Raw genomic sequence first — 19,683 nt, forward strand, 5'->3', positions numbered from 1 at the left:
GAATCGAGACCTGGCCGTTACCGGACCGAAGCCTACGCCTCGGCCGGTGCCACCAACCCGCGTCAACCGGGCACCACGAAGCCGCATTCGTACGCGGCGATGACGGCCTGGGTGCGGTCGCGGGCGCCGAGTTTGGCGAGGACTCGGGCGACGTGGGTCTTGACGGTTTCAGGGCCGAGGCCGAGTCGTTCGGCGATCTCCGCGTTCGACAGGCCCGACGCCATCAGGCGCAGCACCTCGGCCTCGCGCTCGGTGAGGCGGTCGCGGAGGGCCTGCGAGGGGTCGACGGGGGCGTAGCGGGCGGCGAGTGCGCGTACGGCTGCCGGGAAGAGCAGGGAGTCGCCGCGGGTCACCAGTCGTACGGCCTGGACGAGTTGGTCCGCTCCGGCGCGCTTCAGCAGGAAGCCGGCGGCGCCCGCGCGCAGCGCCTCGTAGACGTAGGCGTCGTTCTCGAAGGTGGTCACGACGACGATGCGCGGCGGATCCGTCATGGTGCGCACCAGCTGTTCGGTGGCGCGGATGCCGTCGATCTCCGGCATGCGGACGTCCATCAGGACGACGTCCGGGCGCAGTTCGCGCACCAGGGGGATGGCCTCGGCGCCGGTAGCGGCTTCGCCGACGACCTCCATGTCCGGTTCGCTCTCCAGGATCGCGCGCAGCGCCGTGCGCACCATCCGCTCGTCGTCGGCGAGGATGATCCGCAGCTTCATCGGGTCCCCGCCCCCAGCGGGAGGGTGACGTGCAGCCGCCACCGCGATCCGTCGGTTCCCGCCTCGAAGCGGCCGCGCAGTACGGACGTGCGTTCCTCAACGCCCGTCAGGCCGCGGCCGCCGCCCGTTCTGCGGGAGGGAGCTGCCACCACCGGGTTCACCATCTCGATCTCCAACTCGTCGTCCGCCAGCGCGATCCGCAGCCCGACCGGTACCTGTCCCGCGTGCCGCAGCGCGTTGCTGAGGCCTTCCTGCACGATCCGGTACGCCTCGCGCGAGACCATCGGCGGCACCTCGTCGAGGTCGCCCTCGACGGACGCGTCCAGCGGGACGCCCGCGGCCCGCGTCTGCCCGAGCAGGGCGTCGAGGCCGTCGAGGGTGGGGCCCGGGGGAGCGGTCGAGCCGTCGACGTCCTCGCGCAACAGGCCGAGTACGTCGTCGAGTTCGGCGACCGCGCGCCGGGTGGTCTCCTCGATGGCGGCCAGGGCCTGCCGGGCGAACTCCGGATCGCGGTCCAGCACTTTGCGCGCGGCGCCGGCCTGCAGTGTCACCGCGCTCAGCGCGTGCCCCACCGAGTCGTGCAGTTCGCGGGCCAGCCGGTTGCGCAGGGCCAGCCGTAGGGTGCGCTGTTCGGCGGCGGCCAGCCGGTCGACGGGCGTCGGGCCGAGCAGCTCGGGGGAGCAGCGCGCCAGGAGCGCGGCCGCACCCTTGGCGGTGAGTGCGAGCGCGGTCAGCAGGAGCACGGCGGCGAACGGCGCCAGTACGTGGTGGCTGAGGGTGAGCGGGCGGGACCAGGGGAGTTCGTTCTCGCGCAGCCGCGCGGAGAACGGCAGCGCCAGCAGCACCACGGCGGCCGGCGGGACGGCCAGGGTCATTCCGCTGACGATGCCGCCGAGCCCCACGTGCAGCACGAACCAGCAGGACGTCCGGACCCGCGCCGCCCACGTCCGGTCCTCCGAGGGCGCGGGCCCGCCCTCGGGGCCGGCGCCGAGCGCCCGCGCCGCCGACCCCTCCAGATCGCGTACGAGGGGGAAGACCGCGGCGGCGGCCGCCGCGATCGGCAGGGCGAGGGCGAAGGCGCCGAACTGCTGCGCGACCCAGACGCCGCTGCCCTCTTCGGCGTGCGCGGCGACGTTCAGCGCGGTGTTCATCAGCAGGTAGAACGGCATCAACAGCGCGCCGCCGAGGATGAGATGGACCCACCGGAGCCGGGCCCGACGGCCGAACAGCGCGCCGGCCGCCCGGAAGAGCGCGCCGCGCGTCCGGGACGGCACCGGCGTCGGACCGGGCCACCGCTCCCCTGTGGGATCCGGCGCCGTCCGGTCCGTTGCGTCAGCCACGTCGCGGGGTGGCGGTCGCGCCGCGCGCCGCCGCGCGTTCCGCGAGCAGATAGGCGCCGGCGACGAGAACGAGCATCCCGAGGAGCATCTGCACAGCGTAGGTCAGGTCCATGAGCGGGGACGTCCCCGGTTCGCCGGAGTCGTCCGGCGCGACGATCCCGGCCAGCAGCATCCAGCCGCCCCACGCCGCCGAGGCCGCGCCGCCGGTCCAGCCGAGCGCCAGCGGGACCACCAGCCGGGTCCTGCCCGGACGGAAGGCGGCGAGCAGGATCCCGACGGCCCCGAGCACCGCGAACGCGGCGCTGTCGGCCTCGACGATCGCGGTGGTCGTGGTGTGTTCCGCGATCCGGGAGGCGGTGAGGCCGACGGTTCCGCCGCAGGCCCAGACGGTGTGCAGGACGGCGGGCGGCAGCGTGGCGGCCGCGGCGGCCGCCGCCGCGATCCGCAGGACGGGCCGGGTGGGGCTCGCCATGAGGTCCGCGGTCCGGCCGCGCAGCAGCGGGCCCCAGCGGTCCTTCGCGTAGAGCACGAACAGGGTGCCCAGGGCCATCCCCTGGATGCCGAACCCGGTGTAGACGACGCCGAACACCCACTCGTCCAGCCAGGGATCCCCCGGGGGAGTGCTCCGGCTGCCGGTGATGAGGGAGAGAGCGGTCTGCAGTGGGAAGGCGACGACGATCGGGGCGATCAGCCCCGTCGCGATCCAGCCGGGCAGAACGAGCAGCCAGGCCGGCAGGCAGCGGCCCCAGGGGCGGGTCAGCGCGAGGGCGAGCGCGACGACGGCGAGGTCCATCGCGACGGTCAGGACGTTGACGGCGTAGAAGGAGCTGTCCTCCAGGCTGCCGCGCAGCGAGCTGCCGGCCGGGATGCCGACGGTGCTGCCGGAGAGCCAGGCGATCTTGAGCGTGAGATACGGGAGGCAGGCGGCGATGGCCACGGCCCGCAGGACGCGGCGGGCCGGCGCGGTCCGCCGCTGCTCAGCGAGGGGCGGGGACGGGTGGTCGAGCGCGGTGGATTCCATACCGTCCACGCTCCCGGCCGGGCGTGGCCGCCACGTCCGGCCGGAAGACGATCCGCATCCCCAGAACGGGGGACCCGCCTGCCCGCGGCAATCGTCAACCAAGGGTTGACGCCTCGCAATCGTCAACCTAGAGTTGACGCATGACGGGACACCCAGTACGACTCGACGACCTCATCACCCACGTCAAGGAACGGCACCCGGACGGCGACCCGCTGCAGAACCTCTCCGACGCGGTGACCCTGGCGGAGCACGTCGGCGAAGTCGCCGACCATCTGATCGGCCACTTCGTGGACCAGGCCCGCAGGGCCGGCGCCTCCTGGACCGACATCGGCCAGAACATGGGCGTCAGCAAGCAGGCCGTACAGAAACGCTTCGTACCGAGAACCCCCGACGACCTCGACCTGCCGCTCGACTCCCTCTTCGGCCGCTTCACCAACCGCGCCCGCAACACGGTCAAGAGCGCCCAGGAGGAGGCGCGCACCGCGCTGCACGCGAGCCTGGGCACCGAACACCTCGTCCTCGGCCTGCTCCATGAGCCGGAAGGGCTGGCCTGCCGCGCCATGGTCGAACTGGGCGCGCCGCCCGAGGCGGTCCGCGCCGCCGTCAGCACCCCCGGCGGGGAGACCGAGCCGGTGAAGGGCCATATGCCGATCACCGCCGGCGGCAAGAAGGCGCTGCACCTCGTCCTGCGCGAGGCGCTGCGCCTCGGGCACAACTACATCGGCACGGAACACATCCTGCTGGGCGTCCTCAGCGACGAGCAGGACCCCGCCGCCCAGGCCCTGGTGGGCCTGGGGGTCACCAAGGGCCTGACGGAGGAGTGGGTCGTCGCGACGCTCCACGAACTCTCGAAGTAGCCCGCCGGCGGGCGGACTTCGGAGCCCGCCCGCCCAGGATTCGCCGCCACAGGACCCGCCGGACCGGCCCTGGCCGTGGCCGGTGAAGGAGGTCTCCGCGCCGGGGCGCAGCCCGTGGCCGGCCGCCCAGCCGACGACGGCCGCGGCCTCGTCGTAGGCGTCCGGGATGAGGTGCGGGGCGAGCAGCGCGTCGATGTCGCTGTCCACCCCGTGTGCCAGGTCCTTGTCGACGGTGGTGAGGAACACCCCGCCGGGCCGCAGCACCCGCGCGCACTCGGCGACGACCTCCGCCGCGTCCGGCAGCAGATGCAGCAGCCAGATGGCGCACACCGCGTCCACGGACCCGGTGGCGAACGGCAGCCGCCGGCTGTCGCCGAGCACCACGGCGGGGCCGACCCGGCCGGCGGCCACCGACGCCATACCGGCCGACGCGTCGACGCCCAGGACCCGCAGCCCCGGTCGGGCGAGCCGCTCGGTCACCAGGCCGGTCCCGCACCCCACATCGAGCAGGGTGCGGGCCCGGTCCGGCACCAGTTGGAGCACGGCACGGGCCGCGGCTTCCGCCCGGGGGACGCCTCCGCGGGTCGCGTCGTACCGTTCGGCTTCTACGTCGTAGTTCAGCACACGGGCAGCCTACGGGGAGTCATCAGCCGGCGAGGAAATCGCGTACTCCCTGCGATACCCCGTCGTCCCCGAGCAGGTCATTGTGCTTCAGGCACCCGGCGTCCGTGTTGACGGCGCCACTGAGCGCGACGCTGCTGTCCGGGTTGATGACCTCGTCGCACTCCGACCAGAACGTCGCGTACTTGACGGCACCCGGCGTCTCGTCGCCCGCCGCCAGCTGGTTCTGCACGTACGAGCCGGGCGACATGTCGCGGCACGCCTGGTCCCAGATCACACAGGCCCACGAGGTGTAGGTGCCGTGGTTCGGGCCGCCGAGGGAGACCCAGTGGTCGACGGTGGCCGTGCCGCCGCGGAACTTGACGTACCAGCGGGTGGTCAGGCTGCCGAAGGAGTGCGCGACCAGGTCGACCTTCGACGCGCCGGTGCTGCTCAGCACGCTGTTGACGTAGTCGGTGAAGCGGCCCGCCAGTACCTCGTTGACCGACTGGTGGGTGTCGTAGCCCCAGCTGAACAGCTCGTTGTCGGAGTACCCGGCGGCCTTGAAGTCGGCGATCATGCCGCCCCACACCCCGGGGTCGGCGTTGTAGCCGTGCACGAAGATCACCGGATGGTGCGCGGGCGGGCCGGCGGGCTGGGCGCCCATCGACGCGGGTGCCGCGCCGAACAGCAGGGCCAGGGCGCCGAGTACGGACAGGAGCACGGTCGATCTGCGACGCATGAGACGCATGAACTGCCTCCTACGAGGTGGGGGGATGAACAGGACCGTGGTGCCGGCCGCTCCTACGGGGTGGGGGAGTAGGAGTACACCGACGTGGAGACCATGCAGATGCCCGGCTGGACGACCTCCGCGCGCAGCGTGCCGGTGCGCGGGTCGAAGTCGATGCCCTCGGACTCGAAGGTGCCGGAGCAGATGCTGCGCTTCGGCAGCTGGAGCAGCGTCGTCACCTGGCCGGTGACCGCGGTGCCGTCCAGCGCGCGCGGGAGGTCGACCTGCACCAGGTCCTTGGCGTCGTCGTCGGAGACGCACACCAGGCGGGTGCCGGAGACGAAGTCGCAGCCCTGGATGTTGTCGACCGCGCGGCTCAGGGTGATCTGCCCGGCCTGCGGGAGCGCGCCGCCGGTGCGCGGGGTGGCCGGGTTGAGCAGCGGCGCGGGGAAGACCTGGAGGCGGTTCTGCGTGCCCCATTCGCCGGAGACCAGCCACTGCGCGTCGGGGGAGACGGCGGCGAACGAGTTGTTCAGCGCCTCTCCGGCGTCGAGTTGGTGCACGTACTCGTAGCGCTGCCCGCCGGGAGTGGTGACGGCGTACATCTTCGACGTCGCGCCGTCCCCGCCCTGGTAGGCGTCGAAGACATGGCCCTGGGCGATGTCCGGGTCGCCGACGTGGTTCCACCCCTTGATGCGCAGGGCGATCGGGATCGAGCCGAGACCCCGGTAGAGCAGCGAGCCGTCGGCGCGGCTGGCCACGCCCTCGCCGCCGGTCAGGGAACCGGTGTACGAGGTGCCGGTCTCGGTCCAGCCGCCGGGGGAGGCGGCCGACGCGGTGGATCCGACGACGGTGAGGGCGATGGCACCGGCCAGTACGGCGGCGGCATGGGGCGGCTTGGCGGTCACTGATCCTCCGTCAGATTGACATCTGGGGGCAGATCGTAGACCGGATGTCCGCACGTATCTACCCTTCGGTAACCATGTCCGCCTAGGCTTCCGCTGCTTCTCCACCCACGTTCACCGGGAGTGTTCCGTGAGACTTGCCCGAGCCGCCACCGCCTGTGCCTTCGTGCTCCTGCTCGGTTCCGCCGCCACCACGCCCGCCGTCGCGTCCCCCGCCGGCACGGCGGACGCGGCGCGCACGGCGCAGAGCCCGCAGGTCCCCCAGATCAAGCTCGTGACCAGCAATGTGATGATGCTGTCGCGCAACCTGTACCCGAACTGGGGGCAGTTGCAGCGCGCCGACCTGATCGCGAACGCGGGCTACACGCAGAACGCCGATGTCGTCATATTCCAGGAGGCGTTCGACAACGCCGCCTCCGACCGGCTGCTCGGCAACGTCAAGGGCCGCTACCCGTACCAGACGCCCGTGCTCGGCCGCTCCACCAGCGGCTGGGACCGCACCGAGGGCGCGTACAGCTCCTGGACGCCGGAGGACGGCGGCGTCGCCGTCGTCAGCAAGTGGCCGATCCTGGAGAAGGTGCAGCATGTCTACGCGGACGGCTGCGGCGCCGATTACTACTCCAACAAGGGCTTCGTGTACGTCGTCCTGAACGTGAACGGCACCCGCGTGCACATCGTCGGCACCCACACCCAGGCCGACGACTCCTCCTGCGGCTCCGGCGAGGCCGCGAGCATCCGGCACGGCCAGGACCAGGAGATCGACGCCTTCCTCGACGCCCGCAACATCCCCGCCGCCGAACCCGTCATCATCGCCGGCGACCTCAACATCGACGCGCACGGCAGCGACTACGCGGGCCTGCTCGCGGACCTCGACGCCGCCGCTCCCGACGCCAACCCGGGCCCCGCGAACAGCTTCGACCCCGTCACCAACTCCGTCGCCCGGGACCGCTACCCGAACGACCCGGCCCAGCGACTGGACCACGCGCTGCTGCGCAACGGCCACGCCCGGCCGGCCCACTGGAACAACCGCGTCGTCGACGAGCACTCGCCGAAGTGGTCGGTCTCCAGTTGGGGCACCACGTACTCGTACACCGACTACTCCGACCACTACCCGCTGGTCGCGGGCGACGTGTAGCCGGCGGCGCCCCTCCGAAGGAGGAGTGGGTGCGGCGGCGGGAAAACCAGTTGTGCGGACCCTCGTTCACCGTCACGCTGGGTAACCAATCACCCCGCCGCTCCACTCACCTCCCCGGAGAGCCCGCACCGTGCAGTCCGCCATCACCGTCACGCCCACCCGTATACCCGAGCTGCTGCTCGGGCTGGCCACCGTGCGTCCGGTGTTCCTCTGGGGTGCGCCCGGGATCGGCAAGTCCTCGCTGGTCAGGGCCTTCGCCGAATCGCTCGGCCTGGAGTGTGTCTCGCTGCTGGGCACCCAGCTGGCCCCGGAGGACCTGATCGGCGTGCCGCAGATCCACGACGGGCGGACGCGCTTCTGCCCGCCCGAGGCCATCGCGCGCGACGAGCCGTACTGCCTGTTCCTGGACGAGCTCAACGCCGCGACGCCCGACGTCCAGAAGGCGTTCTACTCGCTGATCCTGGACCGCCGGATCGGCTCCTACGAGCTGCCCGCGGGCTCCATCGTCATCGGCGCGGGCAACCGGTCCACCGACAACGCGCTCGCCCGCCCCATCGCGTCCGCGCTCATCAACCGCCTCACCCACGTCCACCTGCAGGCCTCCGCGAAGGACTGGCTGGTGTGGGCGGGCGAGAACGGCATCCACCCGTGGGTGACGGAGTACCTCACCGACCGGCCCGACCACCTCTGGTCGAAGGCGCCGAAGACCGAGGAGGCGTTCTCCACCCCGCGCTCGTGGCACATGCTCTCCGATGCGCTGCACTCGTTCGGCCCGACGCTCGACGAGGACACCCTCAAGGTCATCACGCACGGGACGCTCACCCCCGCGCACGCCGTCTCCTTCTGCGGCTACGCGAAGATCGTCCGCAACGCCTACGGCATCGACGCGATCATCAAGGGCGACGCCCCCTGGCCGCGCCGTCTCGAGGACCGCGATCTGCTCTACTACCTCGCCGACGCGTTCCGCGGCCGGCTCGCCAAGGAGCTGCCGGACCGCAAGGAGCACGCCTCCGAGGCCGTCCGGCAGACCGCCTACCGCTCCAAGGCGCTGCTCGTGCAGCTCGCGGAGATCTCCGTCGAGGTCGCCCAGACCGTCATCGCCGACGACATGGACGGCAATCCCGTGCTGCCCGCCTGGTTCCTCGTCGAGGCCGCCCGCGACATGCCGCGGCTGGTCGAGGCGCGCCGGTGAAGGCCCGTGCCAAGCGCCCCGACAAGCAGCGGGAACTGGCCGACGCGGCGTACCTGAAGGGGTGCGCGATCGTCTCCGCGCATCCCGCGCTGTCCGCCCTCGACGTGTCGTTCTGCCGGCTGCCCGCCTGCGAGCACCGTCCGGAGCGCGGCCTGGCCGTGGTCAGCTCCAACGGCACGGTCCACGCCCACCCGTACCGCCGTGCCGAGCCGGGCGCCTGGGCCTGGGCGCTCGCGCACTGCCTGCTGCACCTCGGCTTCGGCCATGTGCCCGCCGCGGCCGGGCCGCGCGAGCAGCCCGACGCCTTCGACCTCGCCGCGCGCTGTGTCGTCGTCAACCGCTTCCTGGCCGCGATGCCCGTCGGGGAAGCGCCGGAACACCTGCCGCGCAGCTGGCCGGACGGCGACGAGGACAAGCTTGCCGAGCGCTTCCGCCGGGACGGCATTCCGCCCGCCTACGCCGACTGCGGCACCGCGGGCCCCGGCGAGCCCGACCAGCTGCTCACCGAGTGGATCTCCTGGCGCGGCTCCCCGCCGGACTGGAGCAACGCCCTCGCCCACGCCCTGACCCGTACGGTGTCGGCCGCGATGGACATGGCGGGCGGCCGTCGCGACACCCTCACCGGGGCCCGGGTGGAGCAGCGGCCCTGGGAGCGCGCGCTCAACTGGTTCGTCTCCTCGTACCCGCTGCTGGGCGGGATCGCCGCGGGCATGACGCTGGTCGCGGACGCCGAACTCGCCCGTGCGCACGGCATCTCCATCGCCGCGGTCAGCCCGGAAGCGGCCGAGATCTACATCAACCCGCTGCTCCGCCACACGGACGAGGAATGGCGCTTCATCCTCGGCCACGAGATGCTGCACGCCGCCCTGCGGCACGGCGAGCGCTGCGGCGGCCGTGACCCGTACCTGTTCAACGTCGCCGCCGACTACGTCATCAACGCCTGGCTGATCGAGATGGACGTCGGCGAGATGCCCGCCGGGCTGCTGCACGATCCCGAACTCCAGGGCCTGTCCGCCGAGGAGGTCTACGACCGGATCGCCACCGACCTGCGCCGGATGCGGCGGCTGGCGACGCTGCGCGGCAAGGGCAAGGGCGACATCCTCGGTGAGCCGCTGCCCCGGCCCGCCCGGCCGGCGGAGTGGGTCGACCTCGACGAGTTCTACCGCCGCGGGCTGATGACCGGCTTCGACCTGCACTCGACGCGCGAACGCGGGCTGCTCCCGGCCGGGCTCGTGGAGGAGATCAACGCGCTCAGCCACCCGCCGCTGGCCTGGGACGCCCAACTCGCCCGCTGGTTCGACGAGTACGTCCCCCGTCCCGAACCGGTCCGCTCCTACGCCCGCCCCTCCCGCCGCCAGTCCTCCACCCCCGACATCCCGCGCGCCGGGCGGTACTTCCCGCCCGAGGAGGTGGCCCGCTGCACCTTCGGAGTCGTCCTCGACACCTCGGGATCGATGAGCAGCACGCTGATCGGCAAGGCGATGGGCGCCATCGCCTCGTACGCCGCGGCCCGCGACGTGCCCGCCGCCCGCGTCATCATGTGCGACGCGGCGGCGCACGACGCGGGGTACGTCCCGGTCGCGGACATCGCCGGCCGGGTCCGGATCCACGGGCGCGGCGGCACCGTGCTCCAGCCCGCCCTGGACCTCCTGCACCGCGCGGACGACTTCCCGCCGACCGCGCCCGTCCTGATCATCACCGACGCCGAGTGCGACGTGCTGCGCCCGCGCCGCGAACACGCGTACCTGGTACCGCGCGGTGCGGTGCTCCCGTTCACCCCGAAGGGCCCGGTCTTCCGGATGGTGTGAAGCCCACCGACGGGCCACGCCGGCCGTCCCGGCCGTGAAATGTGGTGCGGTACGGCGGCCGGGGCGGCAGACTCGGCCGGATGGAGACGTATCTGATCGGCGGCGGCTGGGACGAAGCGGCCGCGCCCCTGGTGTACGGGCCCTTCCTCGCCGCGGCGGGCCCCGACCCGGTGGTGGCCTGTCTGCTGATCGACGAGGGCGTCGGGGCGGCCGACTTCGGCCGGTACGAGGCGGTGCTGCGGGACGTGGCGCCCTGCCGGCCCTACCCCGTCCTCGTGCCGCCCGGCGGCGAGCTGGACCCCGCCGCGCTGGACGGGGCGGCCGCGGTGCTGGTCTGCGGCGGCCTGACCCCCGCCTACGGCGACGTCGTCGCCGCGCACGCCGGCCTGCTGGGCTCGGTCCCGTACGCGGGATTCTCGGCGGGCGCGGCCGTCGCCGCGGACCTGGCGCTGGTCGGCGGCTGGCTCTCGGACGGGATCCCGGTCTGCCCGGAGGAGACCGCCGAGGACCTCGACGAGATCACCCTGCGGCCCGGGCTCGGCCTCGTGCGGTGCACCGTCGAGGCCCACGCGGCCCAGTGGGGAACGCTGGCCCGCCTCGTCGAGACGGTGGCCCGCGGCGATGTCGCGGTGGGCGTCGCCATCGACGAGAACACGCTGCTCACGGTGGACGGCGCGCGCTGCGCGGTCTCCGGCCTCGGGCGCGTCCACCTGGTGCGCGCGGGTGAGGCGACGACCGTCCGGTCCTATCGGGCGGGAGAGACGTTCACGCTGTAGCCCCCGCTCCTGCACCTGAACCGGACATGACGATGGCGGCACCCGAACGGGTGCGGCCATCGGAGCATGCGGTCAGTTGACCGTCTCGGGGTCCGGGCCGATGCGGTTGCCCGCGTCGAGACCGGCGAGGGCCGCCATGTCGGCGTCGGTCAGCTCGAAGTCGAACACGTCGATGTTCTCCTTGATCCGGGACGGCGTCACGGACTTGGGGATCACGACATTGCCGATCTGCAGGTGCCAGCGCAGCACGACCTGGGCCGGGGTGCGGCCGAGCCGCTGCGCGATCGTGCCGATCACCGGTTCGTCCAGCAGACCCTTGCCCTGGCCGAGCGGCGACCACGCCTCGGTGGCGATGCCGTGCTCGGCATGGACGGCGCGCAGCGGGGCCTGGGCGAAGTCCGGGTGCAGCTCGACCTGGTTGACGGCCGGGACGATCGAACCCTCGTCCAGGACGCGGCGCAGCTGCGCGGGGCCGAAGTTGGAGACGCCAATGGTCCTGGCGCGACCGTCCGCCTGGATCTTCTCCAGGGCGCGCCACGTGTCGGCGTACAGATCGCGGGCCGGCGTCGGCCAGTGGATCAGGTAGAGGTCGACGTAGTCGAGGCCCAGCTTGGCCAGCGAGTCGTCGAAGGCCGCCAGGGCCTGGTCGAATCCGTGCGCGTTGTTCCACAGCTTCGTCGTGATGAAGAGTTCTTCGCGCGGCACACCGGAGGTGGCGATCGCCCTACCGGTGCCCTCCTCGTTGCCGTAGATCGCGGCGGTGTCGATGCTGCGGTACCCGGCCTCCAGCGCGGTGGTGACAGCGGCCGTGGCCTCGTCGTCCGGCACCTGCCAGACACCGAAACCGAGCTGCGGCATCCGGACGCCGTTGTTGAGGGTGATGAAGGGGACCTTGCTGCTCACGAGCGGCGATCCTAACGTTGACGTTCATGGGGGTTCCTGGTCCAACCATGTCCTCCGGACCTCCATTCCCGTTCTCCGTAAACGTTGCCGGGATCGCCGGAGCCACCTGCGGACCCGCCGGTCAGGCGGTCGTCCCCAGATAGGCGTCCCGTACCGCCGGATCGGCCCTCACCTGAGCGGGGCTGCCCTGCGCGAGCACCGTGCCGAGATCCAGGACGACGACCCGGGCGCACAGCTCCATCACGAAGGCCACATTGTGCTCGACGAGCAGCACCGCGCACCCCTCCTGCCCGGCGAGCCGCCGTACGACATCGGCCAGCTGCTCGCGCTCCGCGCCCGACATCCCCGAGGCGGGCTCGTCCAGCAGCAGGACCCGGGGCGGGTCCGCCAGCGCGCGGGCGACCTCGACCATCCGGGCCTGGCCCACCGGGAGCGTTCCCGCGTACACCGACCGCAGGTCGTACAGACCGCACTGGCGCAGCACCTGCTCGGCCCGGGACCGGCGGGTCCGTTCCCGCGACCGCCGGGACGGCGCCGACACCAGATCGGCCGCGAGACCCCCTCCGCCGCCGTCCCACTCCTGGGCGACGACGAGATTGTCGGTGACCGTGAGCTGCCCGAACAGCTGCTGGCGCTGGAACGTGCGGCGCAGCCCGTGCCGGGCGCGCCAGACCGGGGAGCGGCCGGTGATGTCCCGGCCGTCCAGCAGCACCCGGCCCTCGTCGGGGCGGCGGATGCCGGACACGGCGTCGAAGAACGTGGTCTTCCCCGCGCCGTTCGGGCCGATCAGCCCGCACACCTCGCCCGCGCGAACGCCGAGGCCGACCCCGTCCAGGGCGCGGACGCCGCCGAACCGCACGCCGATGCCGTCCGCCCGCAGCACCTCACCGGTCACGGCCGGCCACCTCCCCGTCGACGTCCACATCGGTCCTTCCGCCCGGCCCGGTGCCCGCCGGGGCCGCGATGCCGAGGTACGCCTCGGTCAGCCGGTCCGTCTCCACCTCCGCGCGCGGGCCGCACCACGACACCCGGCCGGACGACAGATACGCGACGGTGTCGGCGAGACCCAGCACCTCCGCCGCCTTCTCCTCGACGAGCAGCAGCGCGGTGCCCGCAGCGCGCAGTTCGGTGAGTACGGCGAAGACCTCGTCGACGACGCGCGGGGCGAGCCCCAGCGAGGGTTCGTCGGCGATCAGGACCTTCGGCGGCCGCTGCAGCAGCGGGGCCAGCGCCAGCATCTGCTGCTCGCCGCCCGACAGCGACCCGGCGAGGACCCCGCGCCGCGCCGCGAGCTGCGGGAAGCGTTCGTAGACCTGCCCGCGCGCGGTCCGGCCGGGCAGATACAGCGTCAGGTTCTCCTCGATGGTCAGCGCGGGGAAGATCCCGCGGCCCTCGGGCGCGAGCAGGACTCCGTCGCGGGAGCGCCGCACCGGACCCTCGCGGGTGCCGTCCCTGCCGTGCGTCAGTACGGTGCCGTGCGCGGGTTGGAGGATCCCGGCGGCGACCCGGCAGACGGTGCTCTTGCCCGCCCCGTTGGGACCCAGCAGCGCCAGGATCTCACCGGGCCGGACGGTCAGGTCCACCCCGTGCAGGACGGAGGCCCCGTCGTATCCCGCGTGCACGCCGCGCAGTTCGAGCGCGGGCGGCCGGGAGGTGGCGGGGGCCGCTGCGAGCGGACGGCGCGGTGTGGGCGAGGGAAGGTCTGCCGTGGTCCGCTCGATCCGTGCCGCTCCCTCCGCCCGCCGTCTGCGCAGCCGCACGGAGACCGCCGCGCAGTAGCCGTCGGGGTCGTTGGCGAGGGCGAGTCCGGCCAGGCCGAAGAGGATGACCGGCAGGTGCGCGGAGTCGGTGACGTAGGTCTGGAAGAGATGCGGGACGATCGCGAAGACCAGCCCGGCGACCACCGCGAACTGCGGTCTCCGCAACCCGGCGGCGACGACCACCGCCAGCCAGACCAGACCGGTCAGCGCGGTGAAGTCCGTCGCGGTGATGCGGGTGTTGTAGGAGGCGTACATGACGCCGCCGAAGCCGGCGAGCCCCGCGGACAGGGCGAAGAGCACCAGCTTCGTGCGGACCACCGAGATCCCGGACGCCATGGCGGCGGCGGGCGCCGACCGTACCGCGAGGATCGCGCGGCCGGTCGCCGAGCCGCGCAGCGCGCTGAGCGCCGCGACGACCGCCGACAGCAGCACGATCAGGGCGACGCCCATCGCCCGGTCGTCGGCGAGGTCGACCGGGCCCAGGACGGGGCGCGGGACCGACCAGCCCGCGTCGCCGTTGCGCAGCCGGCCCAGCTGGAACAGCACCTGGTCGGCGAGGAAGGCCAGCGCGAGGGTGGCGAGCGCGAGGCTCCGGCCGCCCAGCCGCAGCGCGGGCAGCGCCACCAGCGCGCCGAGCACCGCCGCGACACAGGTCCCGACGGCCGCCGCCGCGACGAACGGCCAGCCGTGGCTCATCAGCAGCCCGGCCACCAGCGCGGCGCCGGTCACGAACGTCGCCTGCGCGAGACTCACCATCGCGCCGAGCCCGGTGACCAGCGTGAACGAGACGAACACCAGGGAGATCGCCAGCCCTTGGGTCAGCAGACCGCTCCAGAACGGGGTGGTGACGGTGTAGAAGGCGAGGGCGAGCAGCGCGGCGGCCGCCGCCCAGGGCCCCCAGCGCCGCGCCCAGGACGCCCCCGCCAGATAGTCGGGGGTGGTGACGTCCGCCGCGGCCGTGCCCGCCGCGCGCTGCCGGCGGGCCATCAGCAGCAGTCCCGCGAAGAGCAGGAAGAACGGAACGGCGGTGCGGAATCCGGTGATCCGGTCCGCGAAGGAGGCGTATCCGGCGGCAAGGTTCTGCAGGACGCCGAGCGCGAGGCCGCCGGCGAAGGCGAGCGGGACCGACGCGAAGCGGCCGAGGACGGCGGCCGTCGCGGACACGAAGAGGAAGAGCGTGTAGTCGTGCGCGGACAGGCCGAGCAGCGGGGTGGCGAGCACCCCGGCGAGTCCGGCCAGCGCCGACGACAGCATCCAGGCGATCGACGACAGCCGGTCCGCGCTGATCCCGCGCAGCTCGGTCAGCGACCGGTTGTCGACGGCCGCGCGCAGCCGCAGGCCGAGCGTGGTGTGCCGGAGCAGCACCCACAGACCGAGCGCGACGACCGCTGTGGTGATCCAGGTGATCAGCTGGTCGGAGTCGACGCCTACCCCGTCCATGAGCTGCCAGGACCTCGCCGGACTGGGCCCGACGCCCGGCAGTCCGAACTGGTTCTCGGCGGGCTGTACCGAGACCCCCGCGTCCCGCAGGAGTTCCACGGCCCACAGCCCGGCCGCCGGCAGCGCGACGAGCAGCCCGATGGTCGCCACGATCTGCGCGGTCTCTCCGGCCTTCGCCAGCTTCCGGAACATCGCCCGGTCCAGCGCCCAGCCGGTGGCCGGCGCGACGACCACGACCAGCAGCAGCGCCGCGGGGACGGCCGGCCAGCCGAAACCGGAGTGCAGTTCGTAGTAGCCCAGCGCGCACAGGTACGCGGTCGCGCCGTGCGCGAAGTTGAACAGGCCCGAGGCGGAGTACGACAGGACGAGTCCCGTCGCCAGCAGCGCGTAGAGCGCCCCCGACACCAGGCCGCTCAGTACGAAACCCAGCAGGTCTCCCATGGCCACTGCCTTCCGCGGTCGTTCATCACTACGTGACTACCTGAGGAGGGGGTGCAGGGCAGGCCCAGCACCTGTCCCCTACGTGAACGGGATGGCGGGGTAGCACTTGAACGGCACGGCGACCTCGTACGTCCCGCCCTTGAGCCGCACCAGGCTGCCGCAGCCGAAGCCCTGGGTGTGTCCCTTGGGGAAGCTCCGCTCGCCCGCCGGGCTGCCGGTGTCCGAGAAGCTGTCGGCCGCCTTCTGGAAGGTGGCGGTGGTCAGGTCCCGGCCCGTCTTCTTCGCGATGGCCAGGAAGAGGTCGGCCGACAGATAGCCGGTCATCATATGGAGGTTGGGGCGGACATCCGCGCCGCCGACCTTCCGGACGTCCTTGAGGAACTGCGCGATGGCCGGGCTCGTCGACTCGAAGGGCTCGAACTGCACCAGGACGTAGACGCCGTCGAGCGCCTGCGCGGTGGTGGCCTTGGCGAGCAGCCCGGGGTCGTAGTCGGTCGGGTCGGAGAGCGCGCCGTGGAACCCGGCCCGCTTGAGGGCGGTGAACAGGCCGATGTTCTGCGGGGTCTGCATCACGGAGACGACCGCGTTCGGCGCCTTGCCGCCGTTGCTCTTCAGGATCTCCCCGGTGTACGCGGACCAGTCGCTCGGCGCGGCGGCGGCCGGGACCGAGGCCTTGGCGTACGTGACCTTGAAGCCGGCGGCCGTGAAGCCCTGGGTGTACGTCCTGATGCCGAACTTGCCCGCGTCGCTGTCGGCGGCGATCAGCGCCACGCTCCGGTCCTTGGCGCCGCCGAGCGCCTGGGCCAGGCTCTCGGGCCAGGACTGGGTGATGGTGCCGCCGGGGCTCGGGACCAGGCAGCCGTTGAAGCCGTAGGTGGTGGCGGGGCCGCAGAAGGCGGGCAGCGTGCCCCAGCCGAAGACCGGCACCTTCTGCTGCTGCAGGAAGTCGGCGCCGGAGAAGGTGACCGAGCTCATCGGCACGACCGAGAAGACCTTGTCCTGCTGGACGAGCTTGCGGGCGGCGGCCAGGTTGCGGCTGGGGTCCTGCCCGTCGTCCTCCGCGCCCAGGTAGTCGATCTTCCGCCCGTTGACGCCGCCCTCGTCGTTGGCGCGCTGGAAGCGGGCCTTGGCCCCGAGATCGGTGTCGGCCTTGCTGTACCCGCTCGACGAGGTCTTGGAGACGATGCCGCCGACGGTGATCGAGTCAGCGGTGACACCCCGGGCGGACGCGCCGGCCTTGTCCTGCGGGGAGGCGGAGTTGCAGGCGGTGGCGAGCAGCAGCGAGGCCGCGGCTGCGGCGAGGAAGCGGATCGGTCGCGACACGTCAGGATCCCTCCGGGGCCGGATGAGTTCCTGCATTCTGCGGTCGACCTGACGGTCCGTCAATGAATAATCCAACATCATGTGACGATCCATCAGATGTGGATCCGCTCTCCGACCGGCTCCCGGTCGGTTCCCGGTCCGGGTGGCGTCAGCCCCGGTAGAGCGCCTCGATCTCCTCCGGGAACGCCTTCTCGATCGCCTTGCGCTTCAGCTTCAGCGACGGCGTCAGCAGCCCGCGCTCCTCGGAGAACTGGGCGGCCAGGATCCGGAACGTACGGATCGACTCGGCCTGTGAGACCAGGGTGTTGGCGGCGACCACCGCCCGCCGGATCTCGGTCTCCAGATCCGGGTCGTGGACCAGTTCCTCGTCCGGCAGCCGCGGCTTGCCGCGCATCGTCAGCCAGTGTCCGACGGCGTCCGGGTCGAGTGTCACCAGCGCGGCGATGAACGGCCGGTTGTTGCCGACCGCCACGCACTGCGCGATCAGCGGATGGGACCGAACCCGGTCCTCCAGACCGCTCGGCGAGACGCTCTTGCCGCCGCTGGTGACCAGGATCTCCTTCTTGCGGCCGGTGATGGTCAGATAGCCCTCCTCGTCGAGTGCGCCGATGTCGCCGGTCGCCAGCCAGCCGTCGCCGAGCACCTCGGAGGTGGCCCGCGGGTTGTTCAGATACCCCTGGAAGATCTGGCCGCCGCTCAGCCAGATCTCGCCGTCCTCCGCGATGTGCACGGTAGTGCCCGGCACCGGCTGGCCCACCGTGCCGAAGCGGGTCTGCTCGGGCGGGTTGGCGGTGGCGGCGGCGGTGGTCTCGGTGAGGCCGTAGCCCTCGTAGATCGTCACTCCCGCGCCGCTGAAGAACAGCCCGAGCCGGCGCTCCATCGCCGAGCCGCCGGAGATCGCGTGCCGCACCCGGCCGCCGAGCGCGTCCCGCACCTTGCTGAAGACGAGCTTGTCGTAGATCTGGTGCTGCATCCGCAGGGCCGCGCTCGGGCCGTGGCCGGTGCCGAACGCCTTGGCCTCCACGGCCTCCGCGTACCGCACGGCGATCTCCACCGACTTGTCGAACGGGCCGAGCTTGCCGTCCGCCTCCGCCTTGCGGCGCGCCGCCTGGAAGACCTTCTCGAAGACGTAGGGGACGGCCAGGACGAACGTCGGCCGGAAGACGGCCAGGTCCGGCAGCAGGTCGGCGGCGGTCATGCTCGGCTGGTGCCCGAGCCGGATCCGGTGCCGGACGCACGCCACCTCCACCATCCGCCCGAAGACGTGCGCGAGCGGCAGGAAGAGCAGGGTGGACGGCTCCTCGCCCGGCTTGTTCGCGAAGACCGTCTCCCAGCGGGCCACCACGTTGTCCGCCTCGGCCATGAAGTTGCCGTGGCTCAGGACGCAGCCCTTGGGCCGGCCGGTGGTGCCCGAGGTGTAGATGATGGTGGCCGTCGCGTCCGGGGTGACCGCGAGCCGGTGCCGGTCGATCACCTCGTCGCCGATGTGGGTGCCCGCCGCGGCGAGCTCCTCGACACAGCCGGCGTCGAGCTGCCACAGCCGGCTCAGCTGCGGCAGCTCGTCGACGGCGGCACCGATCGTCATCGCGTGGTCCTCGTGCTCCACGACGCAGGCGACCGCGCCCGAGTCGTGCAGCATCCAGCGCACCTGGTCGAGGGAGGACGTCGGGTATACGGGGACCGGCTGGGCGCCGATGGTCCACAGCGCGAAGTCGAAGACGGTCCACTCGTAGCGGGTGCGGGACATGATCGCGACGCGGTCGCCGAAGCGCACCCCGTTGGCGAGCAGGCCCTTCGCGACGGCCACGACCTCGTCGCGGAACTCGAGCGCGGTCACGTCCTGCCAGTGCCCGTCCACCCTGCGGCCGAGCACCACCTGGTCCGGGTGGTCGGCAGCGTTGTTGAACACCGCGTCCGCCAGTCCTCCGACCTGGGGCGCCGTGGCCATCGGGGGAACGGTGAACTCGCGCAACTGGTGCTCCTCGAGCCGCTGGGCCTGTCCGGCGGGCGGCCCGTAAGCTACCTGATCCGCCGACCGGGCGGGAGGGCTTGGTCCGCACCAGTACTTTCGGACATCTGTGCTGGTAGGGCACTGGTTCCCGGTTGTCGCAAGGGAGTACGACCGAGGGCCGGACCCCCGAAGGTTGTCCGGCCCCGCCGATCTCCACCAAATCTGCGCCAACCGGTTACCGCCGCTCTACAGCGGAAGCCGGAGCGGGGAGGGACCCCGATTCCGTCCCGTAAGCCGCTCCCTCGCCCGCCGGAGCGGGCACCACGGGCCGGGCCGCGGGGGTCTTCACGAGGAGCAGCACGGCGCTGAGCGAGGCCCAGCCTGAGCCGGCGTCCAGCGGGCTCTGGCCGAACGCGCCCAGCCCGATCAGCACCAGCCCGATCCCGATCACCAGCCGGTACGGGGCGCCGTGCAGGAACCTGCCGCCCAGCGCGGCCGTGACGAGCGCACGCCGTGCTCTGGCTCACCGTGCGGCCCTCCGCCCTGTCCGCCGTCGGCCAGGCGCTCTCCGAGCACAGCGAGGTCGCCTTCGCCTGCGCGACCACCGGCTCGTCGAACCTCTTCGCCGCCGCCCTGTGCCGCGACACCGCGCACCTCTACCGCTCAGCAAGAAGATCGGAGCGCTCGACGGCGTCCAGCACGTCGAGACCGCGCCCACGCTGCGCCGCGTCAAGCACCTGGGCGTACGAGGAGCGGCGGCGCTGAGTCGGCCGTCCTCCCGGCCTGAAGAG

At 72.5% G+C, this 19,683-nt stretch carries 16 protein-coding genes and 2 pseudogenes; 6 read left to right on the forward strand and 12 right to left on the reverse strand.

The features are described from left to right. Window positions 1-65: 65 nt before the first annotated feature. The 3 genes and pseudogenes from C8250_RS33245 to C8250_RS33255 form a co-directional block, all read right to left on the reverse strand. Window positions 66-710, reverse strand: a pseudogene (locus tag C8250_RS33245) (response regulator transcription factor); the annotation flags it as partial. After that, window positions 707-1,984 carry a histidine kinase gene (locus tag C8250_RS33250; protein WP_244809505.1) on the reverse strand — a complete coding sequence of 426 codons (1,278 nt, stop codon included), beginning with the start codon at window positions 1,982-1,984 and terminating at the stop codon, window positions 707-709. The gene C8250_RS33250 and the pseudogene C8250_RS33245, both read right to left, overlap by 4 nt. Before the next feature lie 58 nt (window positions 1,985-2,042). Then, window positions 2,043-3,071 carry a hypothetical protein gene (locus C8250_RS33255; RefSeq protein ID WP_232485551.1) on the reverse strand — a complete coding sequence of 343 codons (1,029 nt, stop codon included), beginning with the start codon at window positions 3,069-3,071 and terminating at the stop codon, window positions 2,043-2,045. A gap of 140 nt (window positions 3,072-3,211) precedes the next feature. Here C8250_RS33255 and C8250_RS43855 point away from each other — a divergent pair, with 140 nt between their 5' ends. Further along, complete coding sequence (locus tag C8250_RS43855; protein WP_164295610.1) at window positions 3,212-3,928, forward strand: ATP-dependent Clp protease ATP-binding subunit; 717 nt, start codon at window positions 3,212-3,214, stop codon at window positions 3,926-3,928. Between the two features lie 60 nt (window positions 3,929-3,988). Here C8250_RS43855 and C8250_RS43860 read toward each other — a convergent pair. The 3 genes and pseudogenes from C8250_RS43860 to C8250_RS33270 all read right to left on the reverse strand — a co-directional run. Then, window positions 3,989-4,552, reverse strand: a pseudogene (locus C8250_RS43860) (class I SAM-dependent methyltransferase); the annotation flags it as partial. A gap of 22 nt (window positions 4,553-4,574) precedes the next feature. Further along, a complete protein-coding gene (locus C8250_RS33265) occupies window positions 4,575-5,279 on the reverse strand; it encodes a triacylglycerol lipase (protein WP_187145068.1) in 705 nt (234 codons plus the stop codon). Window positions 5,280-5,332: 53 nt separating this feature from the next. Next, window positions 5,333-6,166, reverse strand: coding sequence for a hypothetical protein (locus tag C8250_RS33270; RefSeq protein ID WP_244809507.1), 834 nt, complete (start codon window positions 6,164-6,166; stop codon window positions 5,333-5,335). Window positions 6,167-6,293: 127 nt separating this feature from the next. Here C8250_RS33270 and sph point away from each other — a divergent pair, with 127 nt between their 5' ends. From sph to C8250_RS33290, 4 genes are all read left to right on the forward strand, one after another. Next, window positions 6,294-7,298 carry a sphingomyelin phosphodiesterase gene (gene sph, locus C8250_RS33275; RefSeq protein WP_138355712.1) on the forward strand — a complete coding sequence of 335 codons (1,005 nt, stop codon included), beginning with the start codon at window positions 6,294-6,296 and terminating at the stop codon, window positions 7,296-7,298. A 130-nt stretch (window positions 7,299-7,428) separates the two neighbouring features. Beyond that, window positions 7,429-8,490, forward strand: coding sequence for a MoxR family ATPase (locus tag C8250_RS33280; protein ID WP_138355713.1), 1,062 nt, complete (start codon window positions 7,429-7,431; stop codon window positions 8,488-8,490). Then, window positions 8,487-10,298 (forward strand): hypothetical protein, encoded by a 1,812-nt coding sequence (locus tag C8250_RS33285; protein ID WP_138355714.1) that lies wholly within the window; start codon window positions 8,487-8,489, stop codon window positions 10,296-10,298. The genes C8250_RS33280 and C8250_RS33285 overlap by 4 nt, the downstream gene beginning before the upstream one ends. Window positions 10,299-10,378: 80 nt before the next feature. Beyond that, a complete protein-coding gene (locus C8250_RS33290) occupies window positions 10,379-11,074 on the forward strand; it encodes a hypothetical protein (RefSeq protein ID WP_138355715.1) in 696 nt (231 codons plus the stop codon). Window positions 11,075-11,146: 72 nt separating this feature from the next. Here C8250_RS33290 and C8250_RS33295 read toward each other — a convergent pair whose 3' ends face one another. The 6 genes from C8250_RS33295 to C8250_RS33320 form a co-directional block, all read right to left on the reverse strand. Continuing rightward, complete coding sequence (locus tag C8250_RS33295) at window positions 11,147-11,932, reverse strand: aldo/keto reductase (protein ID WP_138355769.1); 786 nt, start codon at window positions 11,930-11,932, stop codon at window positions 11,147-11,149. A gap of 166 nt (window positions 11,933-12,098) precedes the next feature. Further along, window positions 12,099-12,872 carry an ABC transporter ATP-binding protein gene (locus C8250_RS33300; RefSeq protein ID WP_244809509.1) on the reverse strand — a complete coding sequence of 258 codons (774 nt, stop codon included), beginning with the start codon at window positions 12,870-12,872 and terminating at the stop codon, window positions 12,099-12,101. Then, window positions 12,862-15,618, reverse strand: a complete 2,757-nt coding sequence (locus C8250_RS33305; RefSeq protein ID WP_138355717.1) for an ATP-binding cassette domain-containing protein — start codon at window positions 15,616-15,618, stop codon at window positions 12,862-12,864. Before C8250_RS33305 ends, C8250_RS33300 begins: the two co-directional genes overlap by 11 nt. Window positions 15,619-15,696: 78 nt before the next feature. Continuing rightward, a complete protein-coding gene (locus C8250_RS33310; RefSeq protein WP_138355718.1) occupies window positions 15,697-16,941 on the reverse strand; it encodes an ABC transporter substrate-binding protein in 1,245 nt (414 codons plus the stop codon). Window positions 16,942-17,089: 148 nt separating this feature from the next. After that, the gene (locus C8250_RS33315) at window positions 17,090-18,913 is read right to left on the reverse strand and encodes an AMP-dependent synthetase/ligase (RefSeq protein WP_138355719.1); all 1,824 of its coding nucleotides are present in this window, start codon (window positions 18,911-18,913) and stop codon (window positions 17,090-17,092) included. Between the two features lie 214 nt (window positions 18,914-19,127). Beyond that, entirely contained in the window at window positions 19,128-19,343 is a 216-nt protein-coding gene (locus C8250_RS33320; protein ID WP_138355720.1) for a hypothetical protein, read from the reverse strand. A gap of 62 nt (window positions 19,344-19,405) precedes the next feature. On the opposite strand from C8250_RS33320, the gene C8250_RS33325 reads away from it, so the two are divergent. Beyond that, window positions 19,406-19,657 (forward strand): Lrp/AsnC ligand binding domain-containing protein, encoded by a 252-nt coding sequence (locus C8250_RS33325; RefSeq protein WP_138355721.1) that lies wholly within the window; start codon window positions 19,406-19,408, stop codon window positions 19,655-19,657. Window positions 19,658-19,683: the final 26 nt, after the last annotated feature.

This window comes from Streptomyces sp. So13.3 (assembly GCF_005860785.2).
GTDB lineage: Bacteria > Actinomycetota > Actinomycetes > Streptomycetales > Streptomycetaceae > Actinacidiphila > Actinacidiphila fildesensis.

What these genes read in the sequence shown, in the direction of transcription:
- C8250_RS33295 (WP_138355769.1), bottom strand. Translation starts at nt 11,932, where the DNA reads ATGCCGCAGCTCGGTTTCGGTGTCTGGCAGGTGCCGGACGACGAGGCC.
- C8250_RS33255 (WP_232485551.1), bottom strand. Translation starts at nt 3,071, where the DNA reads ATGGAATCCACCGCGCTCGACCACCCGTCCCCGCCCCTCGCTGAGCAG.
- C8250_RS33265 (WP_187145068.1), bottom strand. Translation starts at nt 5,279, where the DNA reads ATGCGTCTCATGCGTCGCAGATCGACCGTGCTCCTGTCCGTACTCGGC.
- C8250_RS43855 (WP_164295610.1), top strand. Translation starts at nt 3,212, where the DNA reads ATGACGGGACACCCAGTACGACTCGACGACCTCATCACCCACGTCAAG.
- C8250_RS33305 (WP_138355717.1), bottom strand. Translation starts at nt 15,618, where the DNA reads ATGGGAGACCTGCTGGGTTTCGTACTGAGCGGCCTGGTGTCGGGGGCG.
- C8250_RS33290 (WP_138355715.1), top strand. Translation starts at nt 10,379, where the DNA reads ATGGAGACGTATCTGATCGGCGGCGGCTGGGACGAAGCGGCCGCGCCC.